The 16,767-nt window shown below is 41.6% G+C and carries 16 protein-coding genes; 3 read left to right on the forward strand and 13 right to left on the reverse strand.

Translation table 11 applies throughout. The features are described from left to right. Positions 1-101 precede the first annotated feature (101 nt). The 5 genes from folE to L2737_RS08915 form a co-directional block, all read right to left on the reverse strand. Complete coding sequence (gene folE, locus L2737_RS08895; RefSeq protein WP_102528267.1) at positions 102-746, reverse strand: GTP cyclohydrolase I FolE; 645 nt, start codon at positions 744-746, stop codon at positions 102-104. Positions 747-816: 70 nt separating this feature from the next. After that, positions 817-1,173, reverse strand: coding sequence for a dihydroneopterin triphosphate 2'-epimerase (gene folX, locus L2737_RS08900; RefSeq protein ID WP_102528314.1), 357 nt, complete (start codon positions 1,171-1,173; stop codon positions 817-819). Between the two features lie 130 nt (positions 1,174-1,303). Then, positions 1,304-4,372 (reverse strand): efflux RND transporter permease subunit, encoded by a 3,069-nt coding sequence (locus tag L2737_RS08905; protein ID WP_248955503.1) that lies wholly within the window; start codon positions 4,370-4,372, stop codon positions 1,304-1,306. Positions 4,373-4,446: 74 nt separating this feature from the next. Next, positions 4,447-5,616 (reverse strand): efflux RND transporter periplasmic adaptor subunit, encoded by a 1,170-nt coding sequence (locus L2737_RS08910; RefSeq protein WP_248955504.1) that lies wholly within the window; start codon positions 5,614-5,616, stop codon positions 4,447-4,449. 1 nt (position 5,617) lies between these two features. After that, positions 5,618-6,706 (reverse strand): efflux RND transporter periplasmic adaptor subunit, encoded by a 1,089-nt coding sequence (locus L2737_RS08915; RefSeq protein ID WP_248955505.1) that lies wholly within the window; start codon positions 6,704-6,706, stop codon positions 5,618-5,620. A 148-nt stretch (positions 6,707-6,854) separates the two neighbouring features. On the opposite strand from L2737_RS08915, the gene L2737_RS08920 reads away from it, so the two are divergent. Both L2737_RS08920 and L2737_RS08925 read left to right on the forward strand, forming a co-directional pair. Next, on the forward strand, positions 6,855-7,244 hold the full coding sequence (locus L2737_RS08920) for a thiol-disulfide oxidoreductase DCC family protein (RefSeq protein ID WP_248955506.1): 390 nt from the start codon (positions 6,855-6,857) through the stop codon (positions 7,242-7,244). 89 nt (positions 7,245-7,333) lie between these two features. Continuing rightward, entirely contained in the window at positions 7,334-8,164 is an 831-nt protein-coding gene (locus L2737_RS08925; RefSeq protein WP_248955507.1) for an SDR family NAD(P)-dependent oxidoreductase, read from the forward strand. Here L2737_RS08925 and L2737_RS08930 read toward each other — a convergent pair. Next, a complete protein-coding gene (locus L2737_RS08930; protein WP_248955508.1) occupies positions 8,116-8,397 on the reverse strand; it encodes a hypothetical protein in 282 nt (93 codons plus the stop codon). The genes L2737_RS08925 and L2737_RS08930 overlap by 49 nt on opposite strands. A gap of 89 nt (positions 8,398-8,486) precedes the next feature. After that, positions 8,487-9,422: a malate dehydrogenase gene (mdh, locus tag L2737_RS08935; RefSeq protein WP_248955509.1), complete on the reverse strand. Its 936-nt coding sequence runs from the start codon at positions 9,420-9,422 to the stop codon at positions 8,487-8,489. Positions 9,423-9,738: 316 nt separating this feature from the next. Between mdh and argR the strand changes: the two genes are divergently transcribed. Next, positions 9,739-10,209 carry a transcriptional regulator ArgR gene (gene argR, locus L2737_RS08940; protein ID WP_102528260.1) on the forward strand — a complete coding sequence of 157 codons (471 nt, stop codon included), beginning with the start codon at positions 9,739-9,741 and terminating at the stop codon, positions 10,207-10,209. 107 nt (positions 10,210-10,316) lie between these two features. Here argR and L2737_RS08945 read toward each other — a convergent pair whose 3' ends face one another. The 6 genes from L2737_RS08945 to L2737_RS08970 form a co-directional block, all read right to left on the reverse strand. Next, complete coding sequence (locus L2737_RS08945) at positions 10,317-11,255, reverse strand: Dyp-type peroxidase (RefSeq protein WP_102528259.1); 939 nt, start codon at positions 11,253-11,255, stop codon at positions 10,317-10,319. 108 nt (positions 11,256-11,363) lie between these two features. Continuing rightward, the gene (locus L2737_RS08950; protein ID WP_248955510.1) at positions 11,364-12,392 is read right to left on the reverse strand and encodes an ABC transporter ATP-binding protein; all 1,029 of its coding nucleotides are present in this window, start codon (positions 12,390-12,392) and stop codon (positions 11,364-11,366) included. A 1-nt stretch (position 12,393) separates the two neighbouring features. After that, the gene (locus L2737_RS08955) at positions 12,394-14,025 is read right to left on the reverse strand and encodes an ABC transporter permease (protein WP_248955511.1); all 1,632 of its coding nucleotides are present in this window, start codon (positions 14,023-14,025) and stop codon (positions 12,394-12,396) included. 53 nt (positions 14,026-14,078) lie between these two features. Beyond that, the gene (locus L2737_RS08960; protein ID WP_102528256.1) at positions 14,079-15,098 is read right to left on the reverse strand and encodes a Fe(3+) ABC transporter substrate-binding protein; all 1,020 of its coding nucleotides are present in this window, start codon (positions 15,096-15,098) and stop codon (positions 14,079-14,081) included. 251 nt (positions 15,099-15,349) lie between these two features. Next, positions 15,350-16,099 carry a ferredoxin--NADP reductase gene (locus L2737_RS08965; protein WP_102528255.1) on the reverse strand — a complete coding sequence of 250 codons (750 nt, stop codon included), beginning with the start codon at positions 16,097-16,099 and terminating at the stop codon, positions 15,350-15,352. A gap of 40 nt (positions 16,100-16,139) precedes the next feature. Then, entirely contained in the window at positions 16,140-16,733 is a 594-nt protein-coding gene (locus L2737_RS08970; RefSeq protein WP_229369181.1) for a DUF5610 domain-containing protein, read from the reverse strand. Positions 16,734-16,767 lie beyond the last annotated feature (34 nt).

The raw sequence follows: 16,767 nt of genomic DNA on the forward strand, positions 1-16,767 counted from the left end.
TCTTTTGTAGCTTTTGTAGCTTTTGTAGCTTTTGTAAACTCAGCTTTTGTAAACTTAGTTTGTAGAATCAATTTTAAGTTATAAAAGACAAGTTAGCTTATTTAACCCTTAGAGAAAAACTCTGCCCGTGAAGCTGGATTATTTTTAAAGCATCCACCCAGAGCTGACGTTTTAGTGTGGGATTGAGTATCCATAATCCCACGAGACTTAACGCAGTAATGGGTAGCATTAATGCTTATCGCTACATCATCGGTTTCAAGTAAGGTTTGTAGCGCTACCAGCACTTGCTGTGTCAGGCGCTCTTGTACTTGAGGACGTTGGGCAAAAAATCGTACCAGTCGATTGATTTTAGATAAGCCGATAATTTTCTTTTTCGGCAAATATGCGACATCAGCTACACCATCGATGGTGATAAAGTGGTGCTCACAAGTGCTCACGACGCTGATATCACTGACCTTAACCATTTCCTCAACGCCCATCTTGTTGTCTATTTGGGTCACTTTAGGAAATTGATGATAATCAAGCCCTGAGAAAATCTCATTAACGTACATTTTTGCAATCCGATGCGGCGTTTCGCATAAGCTGTCATCAGTTAAGTCCAACCCGAGAGTTGAAACAACTTCAGTCATTAAGCCTTGGATACGTTCAATTTTTTGCTCATTAGTCATGTCATTTTCAACTAATGGCGTTTCAAGACCTCGCTCAATTAATACTTGCTGCACTTTGCGTGCTTCTTCTGAAATCATGTGTTTTCCTTATGACAACCCGTGCCAAATAAAAACCACACCGTTACGTGAAAGCTTGCTAGGCGATCGCTTATTTGCGCTGCTCTAAAGACAGTGAAACAGAGTCGGCAAAACGTAAAGCATGAGGTTTATCAATCGTTACTCGTGACATGGTAATAGATGGGTGTTCACTACAAATAGCCAGTACATCTGCTACTAGCTTTTCGAGCAATAAGAAACGCCCTTCTTCAACATGTTGAATAACTTTTTTAGTGATAACTTTATAGTTTAGTGCATCAGCAACATCGTCGGTTTCAAATGACTTGTCGGCTGGATATTGGATCTCAATATTGATCACAACATCTTGCTGTTTTTCACGTTCGTCTGGGTTAAAACCAATAAAGGTACGTAAACGAAGATTTGTTACTTTAATCATTGCTTGGCTAATAGACATAGTGAGCCTCTTGTAAATACATAAACGTGATACGTGAGAATGAGCAAGTTAGATCACATAAAAAAGAGCCAACTTTCTATAGTTGACTCTTATAGTTATAGCGATAAATCGCTAGTTTTGCTAACTAAAACTCTTTGTAGTTTCTATACTTAACTTTAAATATGATCAGATAGAACACTGGCACAATGATCAATGTCAGTATGGTTGCCACACCTAAACCGAACATTACCACGGCAGCCAACGACTCAAAGAAGGCATCGGTTAATAGCGGTAACACCCCTAAAATAGTCGTAATTGCCGCCATACATACTGGCCTTACACGGCTCACGGTTGAGTTAAATACTGCCTCAAAAGTTTCGATCCCATTATTAATATCGGTATTGATTTGATCCAGTAATACAATGCCATTTTTAAGTAGCATGCCTGATAAACTCAGCATCCCTAACAGCGCCATAAAGCTAAATGGTTTATCTAAAATCAATAAACCTGAGGTAATACCAATAATCGCAAGCGGTACACAAGCCCAGATAACTAACGGCTTTCTAACAGAGTTAAATAGGAACACCGTAATTAAGAACATGAACAAGAACCCTAATGGCAGCGTCGCAAATAATGACTCCTGCGCATCACTTGAAGATTCATACTCACCGCCCCATTGCAGCTCATAACCCACAGGCAGCTCCAATGCTTCAACTTTCGGCTTAATGGTTTTAAATAGCTCTGCAGGTAAAATGTCATACTCAAAATCAGTATCAGCAAATACCGTTAAGGTACGCTTACGATCCCGGCGTTGAATAATCGGATCTTCAAACTTCACTTCAAAACCATCGACGACTTGCTGCAGCGGTACAAACGCGCTCAGTGCTGGGCTCCAGATGCGGATGCTTTCCATTGACTCGATATCAATACGTTCATCTTCTGGTAGCCTACCGATAATAGGCAGCAGTGTTGTTCCTTCTCGATAAACACCAATTTGCATGCCAGTAAACGAGAACTTCAATGCCTCATCAACTTCACTTTTTACAATACCTAAACGACGCGCTTGGGTTTCGTTAAAGCGTGGTGCAATGTATTTCACTCGCTCACGCCAGTCATGACGTACATTGACTGTGGCGGGGGTGGCATTAAAGATTTCCATCACTTGTGCGGCAATACTTCGCAATACATCTGGGTCGGCGCCACTAATGCGCGCTTCTATTTTCGCATCCGTTGATGGACCAATTTCAAGACGCTTAAATTTAAGCTGCGCTTGAGGGTAATCCGTTTCAACATCCTTCCTGAACTTAACCATTACATCGGTTAAGGTTTCAAAGTCAGTCGTACGAATAGAAATTTGCGCATAAGATGCGTAATTTTTTTCAGGTGAGTACGTCAGCAAAAAGCGCGGGAAACCTTTACCTATGGTCGAGGCGACAAATTCCACATTATCAAGCTCAACCGCGATGCTCTCCATGCCTTCGACAACCGTTTGGGTTTCACGTATATCCGTGCCTTCAGGCATCCAAACATCAACTAAGAATATCGGAGTCGTTGAAGGTGGAAAGAAGGATTGTTTAACGTATGCAAAACCATAGATAGAGATACAAAACGCAATCACTACTGAGATAACACTGACCCAGCGAAAACGCATACATAGATCGAGGAGCATTTTATAAAACACAAAAAATGCGCCGCCATAAGGATCTTTTAACTCACCTTCTACTTTCTCACCCTCTGCGCCAAAAAATAGCTGCGCAAAGAAAGGCGTAATCGTAATTGCGGTAATCCAAGATAAGAATAACGAGAACAACAATACCCAGAATAGCGAACCGGCAAATTCACCTGTCGAGTCAGGCGATAAGCCAATAGGGGCGAATGCGGTAATCGCAATCACTGTTGCGCCTAACAGTGGCCACATGGTTTGCTTTACAATAGCTTGAGCTGCTTCTAGTGTTGTTTGCCCTCGTTGCCTGCCAATGAGGATCCCCTCGACAATCACAATGGCATTATCCACCAGCATCCCCAGTGCAATAATAAGCGCACCTAATGAGATCCGCTGCAGCTCAATTTCGGCTTGTAGCATCAACATAAAGGTGCCTAGGCAGGTTAAAAATAAGATTAACCCAATTAAGATACCGGACTTGAAGCCCATAAATACCAGTAACACCCCGACCACAATCACCACTGCGGCAATCAGATTCCATACAAAGCTGCCTACTGAAGCGTCCACTTCGTTTGGTTGGTTGTACATGGTTTCAATGACCATCCCAGCTGGGCGGACACTTTCAATGCTCGCCAGTTTGGCATCAATCGCTTTACCAACTTCAACTACATTCACCCCAGTTGAAAATGAAATACCGATATTAATCGCATCGTGTTGATCAAATTTAAGTAGATTGGTTGGAATGTTTTGAAAGCCACGAGAAACCGTTGCGACATCTTTCAAATAGATAAGCTTGTTGCCTTGGGTGCCAGGAATAATTAATTCTTCAAGCTCGCTGACGGACTTAAACCCGCCACTGGTGCGGATTTTTAAGTTGTCGGCTGACACTCTGATATTACCCGCATCAGACACCATATTTTGCGAGTTAAGCAAATTTTGGATTAATGAAGGGTCAATGTTAGAACTAGCCGCTTTGTTCAGTGACATCTCAACAAAGACTTGCTCTTGCTGATTACCTGCAAGGGAAACTTTACCCACACCAGGGACTAACTCAAGTTCACGTTTTACATAATCAACATAATCGAGAATATCTCGGTAGCTATAGTCTGCTCCGCTGACCATCAACATGATGCCGTATACATCACCAAAGTCATCATTAACGATCGGTGTTTGAACCCCTGGCGGTAAACTGGCTGACATGTCGTTCACTTTACGACGTAATTCGTCCCATATCTGCGGTAGCTCTTCTGGGCCGTATACATTTTTCATGGTCACGGTGATTTGTGACATACCAGAAGTACTTAATGAGCGAATGTAATCCACATATGGCAAAGCTTGAATCGCCTTTTCAATGGGATATGTCACTTCTTCTTCAACTTCTGTTGAAGTCGCCCCCGGATACAGCGTTACCACAACGGCATCTTTAATCGTAAATGGTGGATCTTCTAACTGACCAAGACCGGTGAATGCCATTAAACCGCCAATCAATAAGATTAAGGTAAACATCCAACTGATAACGGTATTTTTAACAAAGTAACCTGCAATATTCATAAGACACATTCCTTTGTTTTCGCTGTTAGTAAGTCACTATTGTGGCCATAAGAGCCCATTAATATTCCCATCATTTAGGCTCCTTCTATCAGCTTTACACGCTGACCTTTCACTAACCTTGCGGCGCCAGTGGTAATAATCGTCAATCCATCTTCAAGGCCACTGGTGACTTCAATATCATTTCCGACAATGACACCTAGCGTCACTGAGCGATATTCAATTGATTTATCACTTGGGTTATAAAGCCAGACACCACTTGCTTGGGTATTGATATCGCTACCGTCTTGCATGACCACAGCTTCAATAGGCACTAGATACTCTCGATTATAGGTGTATGTCATATCACTTAAGTTGACTTCCACTTTGGCAGGCATACCTTCCAGTACTTTGTACTGAGGGTCTAAATCGACCGCTATGGTGGCAATGTAAGTTGATGTTAGTGGGTCTTTTTCGGTATTAACTTCAAGTAAACGCCCTTCAAATGTCGTATTAGGAAACGCTTCAAAGCTCACTTTAAGTCGTGCCTGCTGCTTTCTATCCTCTTCCTTTTTAGACACTGCAATCAGTACGTCAGGGATTTGCACATCGACTTCGATTCGCTCAACCTTTTGCATGCTCAATACCGACACTCCCGGTTGAACATTTTCAAAAGATTCCAAAAATACATCACTGACAATGCCTGAAAATGGTGCTCTAAGTTCGGTATACTGCAAATAGAGTTCAGCTTGTTTCTCTTCCGCTTTAGCCACCAAATACTGTGCATTCATTTGATCATACTCAGATTGTGCCATCAGCTTACTATCAACCAGCTGTTTGCCTCGCTGGGCTTGCTTATAACTGACTTCTTTTCGGGCTTGTCGGTCACTCAATGCGATTGTAAAATCCCGTTTTTCTAGCACTGCAAGCAGCTCGCCTTTTTCAACCACTTTGCCTTTGGTTGCAGGAATTCGCTCAATTCGTCCTTCGACTCGAAATGACAGGTTAGTTAAATCCTGCGCTCTTGCAACGCCATTAAACTCCCTGATCACTTCATTATTAGCACGGGGTAAAGTGTAAGTTTTTACTAAAGTTTCAGTTGGCTCTATGGTCACTTTCGGCGTACATGCTGTTATAGCAATAAGGCTTACTAATACCGCTAAGGTGTTTCTCACTTTATGACTCACCAGTTTATGAGAAGAAAATCTCTTATGAGTAGAAAGTTTCTTATGAGTAGAAAGTATCTTATGAGGAAAAAGTGTCTTCATCTTATAATCCTCGCTCTTTAATCCATTTAACCGCAGACTGACCATCCTTGAGCTCGCTTGCTCCAGCAACCACTAACCAATCACCATCATTTAAACCTGTCATTAATCGAGTGCCTTGTATTGTCACAGCCACTTTTTTAATTCGCTTCTCTTCTGGTAACCAAACAAATACGAAAGTATCTTGGTTTTCTTTAACCATTGCACCAGCAGGAATTTTGGGGTGAGCATCAGCCGTTCTCGCGGGCAGTTTAACTTTCACCTGCGCTGACATCCCGGGAAGTACATTAAGTTCATCTGGCATAGGTAAAGTAAGAATGATGGTGTAACTGCTGGTCGTTGGATCCGCAACCGTGTTTAGCTCTTTGAGTTTTGCCGCATACCAGTGATCGCGACTATCAAATTTCACTTCGATATTATTGATATCTTGTAAGCTCTTATCTGATTTTTGTAAAAATCCAATAAACTGTTCGGGTAACTGAAAGCTAATATCTGCTGCGGACTCAGTGCGGATCCCCATCACCTCTTCTTGCATTTGCACAAACTCAAACTCACGCTTCATCCGCTTAGAAATCACCCCTTGATAGGGTGCGATTAAATTAGTGTACGTCACGTCAGCTTTAGCTTTATCCAACGCTGCTTGGGCAATAGTGTAATCACTCTTTGCTTGGTCATAATCATTACGAGATACAACACCTTGCTCAACCAAGGACTCATTACGCTCAAAAAGTACTTTAGCCAATTCAAATTGCGCTTGGGCGACGGCTAATTGCTGCTGGTATATATCACTATCCAGTGTCGCCAAAATATCACCCGCTTTGACAGGATCACCGGGTCTCACCAATATTTGGGCTATTTCACCTGACACACGAAAAGATAAAGCGGCTTTTTCAGATGCTTTAACTTCTCCGGGTAAAAAGCGCTCACGGTATTCTGTGCCGATATCGACTTGTTCCACTTTGACAGGTCTTGGAATGCTAGAAACACTAGTGGCTTCATCGCTGCTTGCAGCGGCGGCGGAAAAAGTAAAAAGACAGGAGAACGTCGTGGAGGTTATGAGTAAAAAAGAAGCAAACTGGTTGAGTTTCTTCATATTTTGTTCCATCAAAAAGTGAGCAATTAACTCGATAGTAACACTCAATACCTTGGCATTAAAGGTGCGCTGATACTCATAAGAGATCTATTGTGTGACATTGAGCGTACCCATTATGACTATTAATAAATCTGAAAGAGGTCTCACAATGGAATTAAGGATTTTTTACGATAGCGCGTGCCCATTGTGCAGTAATGAAATGGAGCAACTTAAAAAGTATGACCGCTTGCATAAAATTGAACTGGCGGATCTAAATCAGCAGGGTTTTGAGCAAAAGTATCCTCATATTGATTTAACTGTGGCCAATAAGATATTACATGCTGAAACCAACACAGGTGAAATTCTTACAGGCCTAGATGTGACAGCTAAAGCGTGGGCATTAACCGGCAAGCACAAATGGATACAGTTACTCAGGTTGCCTTGTGTCAGGCCTTTTGCAGATATCGCTTATCGAGGTTTTGCTAAAAATCGCTATAAAATTTCTTACTTATTAACAGGTCAACAGCGCTGTGAAACAGGCAGCTGCAACCTAAAATGAATCAATAAAGTTACTTGAATCAATCGAGCAACTTGAATACATCGAGTAAGCAGACTCAATCGATTAATAAAGCAACCTAGGTGGTGTCAATGCTCAACAGCACTCAATCAGCAATCATCATTGGCGCATCATCAGGTATTGCAAGCGCCATTGTCGATCAATTAATTACGAATAATGACATCGAACAAATCATTACTGTCAGTCAAAGTACACAATACCAAGCTACTGTGACTGATGCGATTAAGAATAAGGTTAATCTGCAGCATATGGTTTCAGATTATACAGCTGAAAGCATAGCAAAAATTTGCGATTCCTTAGCTCCAATCAAAGGCCATATCGTTAACGTGTTTATCTGTAATGGTAGGTTACACAATCAAGTTGATAAGCAAGCCAACGGCAGCTCTACTGCTGAGGTTCAATCCCTGACAAGTTCAAAAGACACAACATCGAGCCCATTACTTGCGCCAGAAAAGCGCTTAGAAGAAATTAATCCAGAATCGATGCAGGCACTATTCCATTCAAACACCATAGTGCCGATGATGTGGCTACAACAACTGACTACATTGCTTAAAGGTAAACAGCCTTGCATCATAACGGTATTAAGCGCCAGAGTGGGCAGTATCAGTGATAATCATTTAGGCGGCTGGTATAGCTATCGAGCATCGAAAGCGGCATTAAATATGCTAATCAAAACCACTGCAATTGAATATGGTCGCAGAGCTAAAAACGTCAAACTGATTGCGTTTCATCCTGGTACCACAGACACTGATTTATCAAAACCATTTCAACACAACGTACCCGAAGGAAAACTGTTCACAACTGAATTTGTCGCACAGCAATTACTGACGATTCATCAAGGGTTATCATTCAATCATGAAGCGGAATTTCTAGACTGGCAAGGTAAAACAGTAGCTTGGTAAACAATACTTTGATAAACGGTACCTTGGTAAAAAGTAGCTTGATAAACGGTACCTTGGTAAACAATACTTTGATAAACAGTACCTTGGTAAACAGTAGCTTGATAAACAGTAGCTTGATAAACGGTACCTTGGTAAACAATAGCTTGATAAACAGTAGCTTGATAAACAGTAGCTTGATAAACAGTAGCTTGATAAAACGGTACCTTGATAAAACTCTGTGACGCCAAGAGCATGATGGTACTTTTGCTAAGAATTCAATGTTCAAACAGGCACAAAAAAGCGAAGCATTACGCTTCGCTTTTTTAGTCAATAAGCGAAATGCTTATTTAACGAATTCAACACCTAGGTTGATATCGCCTTTTAGTGTATCAAGCATTGCATCACGTGCATTGGCTTCAAACGCGCTAACTTCGCCGTATGAAAGAACTTTTTCAACGCCGTTTTTGCCTAGTACTACAGGCTGTGCGAAGAATTCAGCATGTTCACTGCCGCCATCTACGTATGCACACTCAACAACGTTTGCTTCACCTTGAAGACCACGTACTAATGATAGACCGAAACGACATGCCGCTTGACCCATTGAAAGTGTCGCACTACCGCCACCCGCTTTAGCTTCAACAACTTCAGTACCCGCATTCTGGATACGTGTAGTAAGTGCTGCAACTTCTTCATCAGTAAAGCTTACGCCTTCAACCTGTGAAAGAAGTGGAAGAATAGTCACACCACTGTGGCCGCCAATAACGTTAATGTTTACATCAGCAACGTTTAGACCTTTAAGGTCAGCAATGAAAGTTTCAGAACGGATAACATCCAGTGTAGTAACACCGAATAAACGATTCTTATCGTAAACACCTGCTTTTTTAAGTACTTCAGCAGCAATTGCAACCGTAGTGTTTACTGGGTTAGTGATCACACCGATTAATGCTTTAGGGCAAGTCGCAGCCACTTTTTCAATCAAGTTACGAACGATACCCGCGTTGATGTTGAAAAGATCTGAACGATCCATACCTGGCTTACGTGCAACACCAGCAGAGATTAACACAACATCAGCGTCAACTAATGCAGGCGTTGGATCTTCGCCAGCAAAACCAGTTACTTCAACGTCTGTTGGGATGTGGCTTAAATCGACAGCAACACCTGGAGTAACAGGAGCAATGTCATAAAGAGACAACTTTGAGCCTGCAGGAAGTTGAGTTTTTAATAGTAAAGCTAGGGCCTGGCCAATACCGCCAGCAGCACCAAGTACAGCTACTTTCATAATTATCTCCAATAACGTTCTAGTGTATGACTTCTAAATGTATGATTCGCAGTTTGTGACATAGATCATATTTCTTGTGGCGTCACATTACTGCATCAGCGAGACAATTTCAATTATCCGTTAGTGGAGTAAGGTGAATTACTTATTCTATGATATGTATATAAATAATCACTGATTTAGCCATTTACACTGTAAAGTGAATTTTTATTCACCGATTTAGCTTATTTCTTGACTTGTGACGTTTATCTATTCAAAATGAACCCGTTTTGTGAATATATTGTATTCATTTTAATTATTACTATAAGACGAAAAAAATATGCCAGCGACCAAGAATCAGGATGAACTCGTTAGAACGTTTAAGTCGATACTAAAGGAAGAGCGCTTTGGTAGCCAAAGTGAGATAGTTAACGCGCTGCAAGCAGAAGGTTTTGGCAATATCAACCAGTCAAAAGTTTCACGTATGCTGAGCAAATTTGGGGCCGTACGTACTCGAAATGCTAAACAAGAAATGGTGTACTGTTTACCTGCAGAATTAGGTGTTCCTACCGCAGGTAGCCCAGTAAAAAACCTCGTCCTCGACGTTGACCATAACCAAGCAATGATTGTGGTTCGCACCAGCCCTGGCGCTGCACAGTTGATCGCTCGCTTATTGGACTCAATAGGTAAGCCTGAGGGGATTTTAGGAACGATTGCTGGAGATGACACTATTTTCATTTGTCCAGCTAGCATCAAGACTATTGACGATACACTGGAAACGGTTAAGTCACTGTTTAATTACAGCGAGTAATTAAACGATATCGGCGAACTAACCGATGTAAGACGGGAAGTCAGCCAATAAAAAAGCAATGCCATCGCATTGCTTTTTTTGTGTCTGATAGTTAACAACTAAACAGGTTAGTCATTAGCAAACTGAGCTAAGAAATCTAATGAAGGGGCGAAAAAAGATGAGCCCGTTAATGCTTTAGTGAATTGCATTAAATGATCATGGTTACCATGGCCATCACCGTGCACCATACTGCGAAGCATTTCTTCAAAATGAGTTGGCTTGCTACAGGTCGAGATAAACATTAACCCTTGCTCTTTTAATGAGCCAAACGGCATGCTTTGACGTAGGATTTCCATTGACTTACCATCAGCGTCTTTTAAGTTAACACGTTTAATATGGCTGGTTAATGGCTTATCTTCAGAAGCATATTCAATATCATCTTGCTTTGTTCGGCCGATAATATCTTCTTGTTTCTTCTGTGGTAGGCGATTCCACTTACTTAAATTATGAGCATATTTTTGCACATGCACATAACTGCCGCCTTTAAATTGATTATCTTCATCAGCGACTAGCGCAACTTCTTGGCGACTACGCCCTTTCGGGTTTTCAGTGCCGTCAACAAAGCCTGTTAAATCACGGCTATCCATGAAACGGAAACCACGTTCTTCTTCAATTAGCTCAACCAAACCTTCAAACATTTGGCTAATTTCATTGGCAACTAAATGCAAAATATCATAACGATCACAGCGGATATGCATGAATAAATCGTACTCAATGGCAGGAGCATCACGATTCCCCTCTTGCATCGCTGGGAATGGACGCAATTGAGCTGGACGCTGTTCACCATAAATAGTGTCCCAATAGTTAGCACCAATAGCCACAAAACCATTAAAGGCACTGTCTGCATATTGATCTGATAACTCGTAAATATATTGGGCTACATTGGCTAAACAAGGACGCAGTTGAGCTTCAACGCCGTCATTTGCATTAAACATCAAGTAGACGCTATGCAAATTTCCTTCAGCACAAACTCCTAACTGTTCGCGAGGCATATTCTGTGTTTCCATGTTGGAATCAACCACCTTTGACAATAATAAGATGCTAATATTGTAAGGTAGTTGAGCAATTTATTCCTTATGCTCTATACGATAATTAACCAATTTAGACTTAGGTCACTAAAATATCACTAAAGGGTGTGCCGATATGGATAAATTCACTTTCTGACCAAGCTTCAATGCAGTTAATTGACTTCTCACTTCGAGCGTTTGTAACCCTACTTTAACCCAATAATGACAAATTGTACCCAGAAAACGCCTTTCGACAATTTCACCATGCCCTTGAGATGCTGGTTGTAAATCAATTTGTTGCGGTCGTAGTAGTAATTCACCTTGGCTATTAAGCGCCAGATTTAACGTTTTAGTACTCTCAATTAACCCTAAAACCGAAGAGACCTGTGTTGGGCTTTTAACCGTAACAGTTAAATAGTTGCCCTCGCCTAAAAACTCAGCCACATAACGCTCAATAGGTTCAGCATATAGCTCTTCAGCTAACCCATGCTGAACAATGCCGCCTTCTTTAAATAAAGCTAACTTATCAGCAAATACAAATGCTTCATCTTTACTGTGAGTAACAAATACTGCGCTAACGTTACGCTGCTTAAGGATTTGCCTAATTTCTAACATCATTTCGCTACGTACTTGCGAATCAATATTTGAAAAAGGCTCATCGAGTAATAGCAGTTCTGGCTGATAAGCCAGCGCGCGGGCAATCGACACTCGTTGTTGCTGGCCACCCGATAATTCATGAGGGTATCGCTTACCTAACCCTTCAAGTTTAACCAGTTGCAACATATCTTCTAGGCGTTCACTGCGTTCTTTTGCAGTTAAGTCTTTTACTCCAAAAAGAATATTGTCGCTCACGGTTAAGTGGGGGAATAACGCATAGTCTTGAAATATCATTCCAATGCCCCGATTTTCACTCGGGACAAACACACCGTCAGCACTTAGCGACTGACCATTGATAGCAATACTGCCTTCACTAATGGCTTGCAGTCCGGCAATCGCGCGAAGCAATGTCGTTTTACCGCAACCACTTGGGCCTAAAAGAGCTACAATTTCACCCTGCTCTAAAGTCAGATTTAATCCTTTGAGAATCACCTGTCCTTGGTAGTCACTTTTTACATTTTGAATGGTCAATGTGGACATATCAGCTCTCTTGCTCCAATGAACGGTTTAGGTAAATCAACGGGATAAGCCCAACAATTACAATCACAATAGCAGCTAAAGCACCATGTTCGAGTTGCTCATCTGAAACGAATTGAAAAACATGGGTCGCAAGGTTTTCAAATCCAATAGGACGTAGTAATAATGCCGCAGGAAGTTCTTTCATGCTTTCGATAAAGACCAGTAACGCGCCAGCAAATATACCTTTACGCAATAAAGGTAAGTGCACGCGCCATAATAACTGTCGTGGCTTTTGCCCCATGGTAATACTGGCCATATCTAATGAAGGCGATATGCGTTTATAGCTGTTTTCAATACTGCCGATTGAAATCGCCACAAAGCGAACACAGAAAGCAAAAATCAACGCAAACACACTGCCGGTAAATAGCAGGCCTGGTCCACGGGCATCAAAATAGTCATAAACATCATTAATCGCGAAATCAAGATAGGTTAATGGCACTAACACACCGATAGCTAATACGGTGCCAGGGATCGCGTAACCTGTGCTACTTAACCGAGAAGGTAAAATGTCACTTTTACGCGGGCTCACTCGCCTAATAAACATCATCAGTAAGGCTAAAACAACGCAGATAAAGCTCACAACAGCGGCAATGTATAAGCTATTAAAACTGTATTGCCAAAAACGACTGTTCCAGCTTTCATCGAAATAGTCGATGGCATAACCCGCAAGCACCATAAATGGCAGTAAAAAAGCCAACACAATAAGTAAACTGCAATAGCTAAAAGACACCCAAGCTTTAACGCCTTTAAGGTGATAGCGATCAGACTCAGTTAACCTTGATTGTTTTTGGAATAACTCTTGTTTACGACGGGCAAAACGCTCAAAACCCACCATAGCGAATATGACCAATAGCATGATTGCTGATAATTTTGCTGCCGCTGAAAGGCTGCCATATCCTAGCCAAGTATCGTATACAGCAGTGGTAAGTGTTGGCACAGCAAAGTAGCTTACAGTGGCAAAGTCAGCAGCCGTTTCCATGGCAACTAATGCCATGCCAACGGCTAGCGCAGGTCTTGCCATCGGTAAACCTAATCGCCAAAAACTTTGCCAAGGACTACAACCCATAATACGTGAGGCGTGCAATAAGCTCGAAGATTGCTCCATAAAAGCGGTGCGAGCCAGCAAATAGATATACGGGAATAACACCAATGACAGCATGATAGCTGCACCAGTTAAAGTACGAATATCAGGGAAATAGTAATCTTGAGGGGAGGTCCAGCCAAACACTTGCCTTAACATGCGCTGCACGGGGCCTGCATAGTCAAGCATGTCGGTATAAACATACGCAACAATATAAGCGGGCATTGCTAGGGGCAGTAATAATGCCCATTGAAAATATCGACGAGCAGGAAAGTCACACCTCGCCACTAACCAAGCAGCAGGAACAGCAATGACTAAAGAACCGAGACAAACCTGCAACATGAGCAACAGGCTGTTACTGATATAGGTTGGAAGTACGGTATCAATTAAATGACTAAAAACAGCTTCGTCAGGGAATGTTGCTTGTACTAAAAGTGCAAAAAGCGGCAATATTAATATTACCGCAATCGCATAACCAGCGAGCGACCAGCTTCTGGTTAAGCCTAAGATCATAAATACTTTCCAGTCAGTGCCGCATGATTATCATGCGGCGTAATAAAGCATCCTTACAGATCAAATTTTACTTCATCAAGTAGCTTCACTGCTGCTTGATGGTTTTCTGCTAGCTTAAAGATTGGAAGACTATCAGCTTTGAAGTCACCCCAAGAGGCTACCATTTCAGAAGGCTTCACATCCGCTTTAACCGGATACTCCATATTCACTTCTGCGTAAGATTTTTGAGCTACATCAGACGATAAAAACTCCATTAATTTTATCGCATTATCTTTGTTTGGTGCAAACTTAGCGAGTGCCATACCTGAAACATTGATGTGAGAACCACGGTTTTGCTGATTTGGGAAATTGATATATACCGCTTCAGCCCAGCTCTTTTGCTTAGGATCTGACATCATTTTACCGAAGTAGTAGCTGTTACCGATAGCAATATCACATAAGCCTTCTTTCACCGCTTTAACTTGTGCTCGGTCATTTCCTTGCGGCTTACGCGCTAAATTGGCTTTAACACCTTCAAGCCAAGTTTTAGTTTCAGCTTCGCCGTGATGAGCGATCATTGATGCAACTAATGCGATGTTATAAGGGTGTTTGAAGCTACGCGTACAAATTTTCCCTCTGTACTCTTCAGAGGCTAAATCTTCATAACTTAGATCAAGCTTACCGACACGATCTTTAGAAGAATAAACATTACGAACACGCATAGTCAGCGCATACCAGTCATTTTCTGGTGAGCGATATTGCTCAGGAATATTGTTGTTAAGCGTGTCACTGTTAACATCAACAACTAAGTCTTTTTCGACCAATTCCATAAGGCGTGAAAAATCAGAGGTGAGTACAACGTCAGCAGGAGAAAGACGACCTTCACGAGCAATACGCTCTGCAATACCATCTTTAGCGAATACGACATTGACGTTAATGCCTGTATCCTGGGTGAATTTTTCTAAAATCGGCTCAACAAGAAAAGCTTGTCGGTATGAATAAACAGTAAGATCTTCAGCTGCTGTAGCAGTCATTGATCCCATTGATGACACAGTAGCTAAACCTAACAATGCTAGACTTTTAAACGACTTCATTCCAAATTCTCCTTGGCGTTGCATAACTCACTTCACCTTGTCACAAATATATATGTAACAAAATAGTGAGTGATTGCTTATGGAAATGATAATAATTATCAGTTGCGAAAGGATAATAGATCGCTGCTAAAGGAGCAAGTGTTGTTTATGAATCCATCTTTGAATACCAAGGGGATTTATGTATTTATAAGCAATAAATCATATCCCAAGAGCTGCATAAATTAGATTTCATACAGCTTGCTCAAGGCAGGTTACCAATATTTCTCAACGGTGATTTGGCCAGGGGCTCGACGTAAGTTCTTCACTAAACCTTTTTCAATTAATGCTGTTTGCGCATCGGTAATCATTCCAGGATTGCCACAAATCATCACCTGAGAATTATCTTGATTAAGCGCAACTCCAGCTGTCTGTTCAAGAATACCGCTTTGTAATCCATCAGGAATTCGACATGACAAACCACCGCTATATGCTTCGCGGGTGACTAACGGAATAAATATGAATTGGGTTGGGTATTTAGCTTTTAATGCTTCTAACTGTGGTAAATAGGCTAAGTCTTCAATCAAGCGAACACCATACACTAGCACCACTTTATCAAATCGCTGCCAAGGTTCTGCTGTTTCCATCATAGAAATAAATGGCCCAACAGCTGTACCTGTCGCTAAAAACCATAGATGCGGCCCTTGTAAGGCGCCGGTGGGAATTTCATCTAAAGTCATAAAGCCAGCCGCCTTGGTGCTCACTTCAATTGTGTCACCAATACTCAGTGCTTGAAGATCTGGGGAAAGCTGTCCGTCTTCTACAGCAACAGCCAACACTTCGATATAGTCTTTCCCTGGTGGGTTGACCACTGAATAGGCACGCGCAATACGTTTCTCATCACGAATTTGACTCAGCTTGATAAACTGTCCTGCAATAAATGGTTCTACATCTGCTTTGATGCGTAGCGAGAATAACTTCTCATTCCATTCAATACGTTCAATGACGGTACCCGTTGTCCACATAAGCTATTCCTTGAATCTTAGATGAAGAAATCGATTGTATTCATTCAACTTGCGGCGGTGCTGTATTTTGTTTAAAGGTTTCAAGCCCTGCCTGAATTAAACTATAGGTTTGTTCGACCCCTGCTGCAATGTCACCTTCAAGTACTTTCAAACCCGATAATATCTCGGTTGCCTCTTTAAAGCCTTGATCGATAGCACCAGAAATTTTGTCCATAAAAGTATCTAATTGTTCAGAAAACTCCATTTGACTATTCTGCTGCTGGTGCACCGAAAAGAAATTGGTCGCAAAACTGACTATACGCTCTGCCGTCGCTTCTGGCGAATAATCAACATCGGTTTCTGCTGCTTTTTGTATCGCGTTTTCACCCATTGTAGGTTCAAGCTCAATATTTATCGCATCAATTGCAGCGCGATATAGCAATGCCATCGATTGATCGCCCGCTGCAATACTGACCTTTTCTTGTGCCGCTAAAATACTGCTATTTTTCAACTCGCGGCTTATTTCACTCACTGAAGGTTTTTTTATTTCAGTAGTCTCAGTTATTGGCTTTGAATTCAATTTGTCCGCCGCCTGTTCAGGCGGTGATTGACGATTCGATTTAGCATTCATTTGCGTCGGATTATATAACTCCATCACCAGCTCCAATTAACGATTAATTACATTTCAG

Origin of the sequence: Shewanella electrodiphila, from assembly GCF_023283985.1 — a bacterium.
In the GTDB taxonomy this organism is placed as follows: Bacteria; Pseudomonadota; Gammaproteobacteria; order Enterobacterales; family Shewanellaceae; genus Shewanella; species Shewanella electrodiphila.

Bases quoted from the DNA above. Each gene is read 5' to 3' on its own strand.
- L2737_RS08915 (WP_248955505.1), bottom strand. From the start codon at position 6,706: ATGAAGAAACTCAACCAGTTTGCTTCTTTTTTACTCATAACCTCCACG.
- mdh (WP_248955509.1), bottom strand. From the start codon at position 9,422: ATGAAAGTAGCTGTACTTGGTGCTGCTGGCGGTATTGGCCAGGCCCTA.
- L2737_RS08925 (WP_248955507.1), top strand. From the start codon at position 7,334: ATGCTCAACAGCACTCAATCAGCAATCATCATTGGCGCATCATCAGGT.
- folE (WP_102528267.1), bottom strand. From the start codon at position 746: ATGATTTCAGAAGAAGCACGCAAAGTGCAGCAAGTATTAATTGAGCGA.
- L2737_RS08945 (WP_102528259.1), bottom strand. From the start codon at position 11,255: ATGGAAACACAGAATATGCCTCGCGAACAGTTAGGAGTTTGTGCTGAA.
- L2737_RS08960 (WP_102528256.1), bottom strand. From the start codon at position 15,098: ATGAAGTCGTTTAAAAGTCTAGCATTGTTAGGTTTAGCTACTGTGTCA.
- L2737_RS08905 (WP_248955503.1), bottom strand. From the start codon at position 4,372: ATGAATATTGCAGGTTACTTTGTTAAAAATACCGTTATCAGTTGGATG.
- L2737_RS08910 (WP_248955504.1), bottom strand. From the start codon at position 5,616: ATGAAGACACTTTTTCCTCATAAGATACTTTCTACTCATAAGAAACTT.
- L2737_RS08920 (WP_248955506.1), top strand. From the start codon at position 6,855: ATGGAATTAAGGATTTTTTACGATAGCGCGTGCCCATTGTGCAGTAAT.
- argR (WP_102528260.1), top strand. From the start codon at position 9,739: ATGCCAGCGACCAAGAATCAGGATGAACTCGTTAGAACGTTTAAGTCG.
- L2737_RS08950 (WP_248955510.1), bottom strand. From the start codon at position 12,392: ATGTCCACATTGACCATTCAAAATGTAAAAAGTGACTACCAAGGACAG.
- L2737_RS08930 (WP_248955508.1), bottom strand. From the start codon at position 8,397: ATGCTCTTGGCGTCACAGAGTTTTATCAAGGTACCGTTTTATCAAGCT.
- L2737_RS08965 (WP_102528255.1), bottom strand. From the start codon at position 16,099: ATGTGGACAACGGGTACCGTCATTGAACGTATTGAATGGAATGAGAAG.
- L2737_RS08970 (WP_229369181.1), bottom strand. From the start codon at position 16,733: ATGGAGTTATATAATCCGACGCAAATGAATGCTAAATCGAATCGTCAA.
- L2737_RS08955 (WP_248955511.1), bottom strand. From the start codon at position 14,025: ATGATCTTAGGCTTAACCAGAAGCTGGTCGCTCGCTGGTTATGCGATT.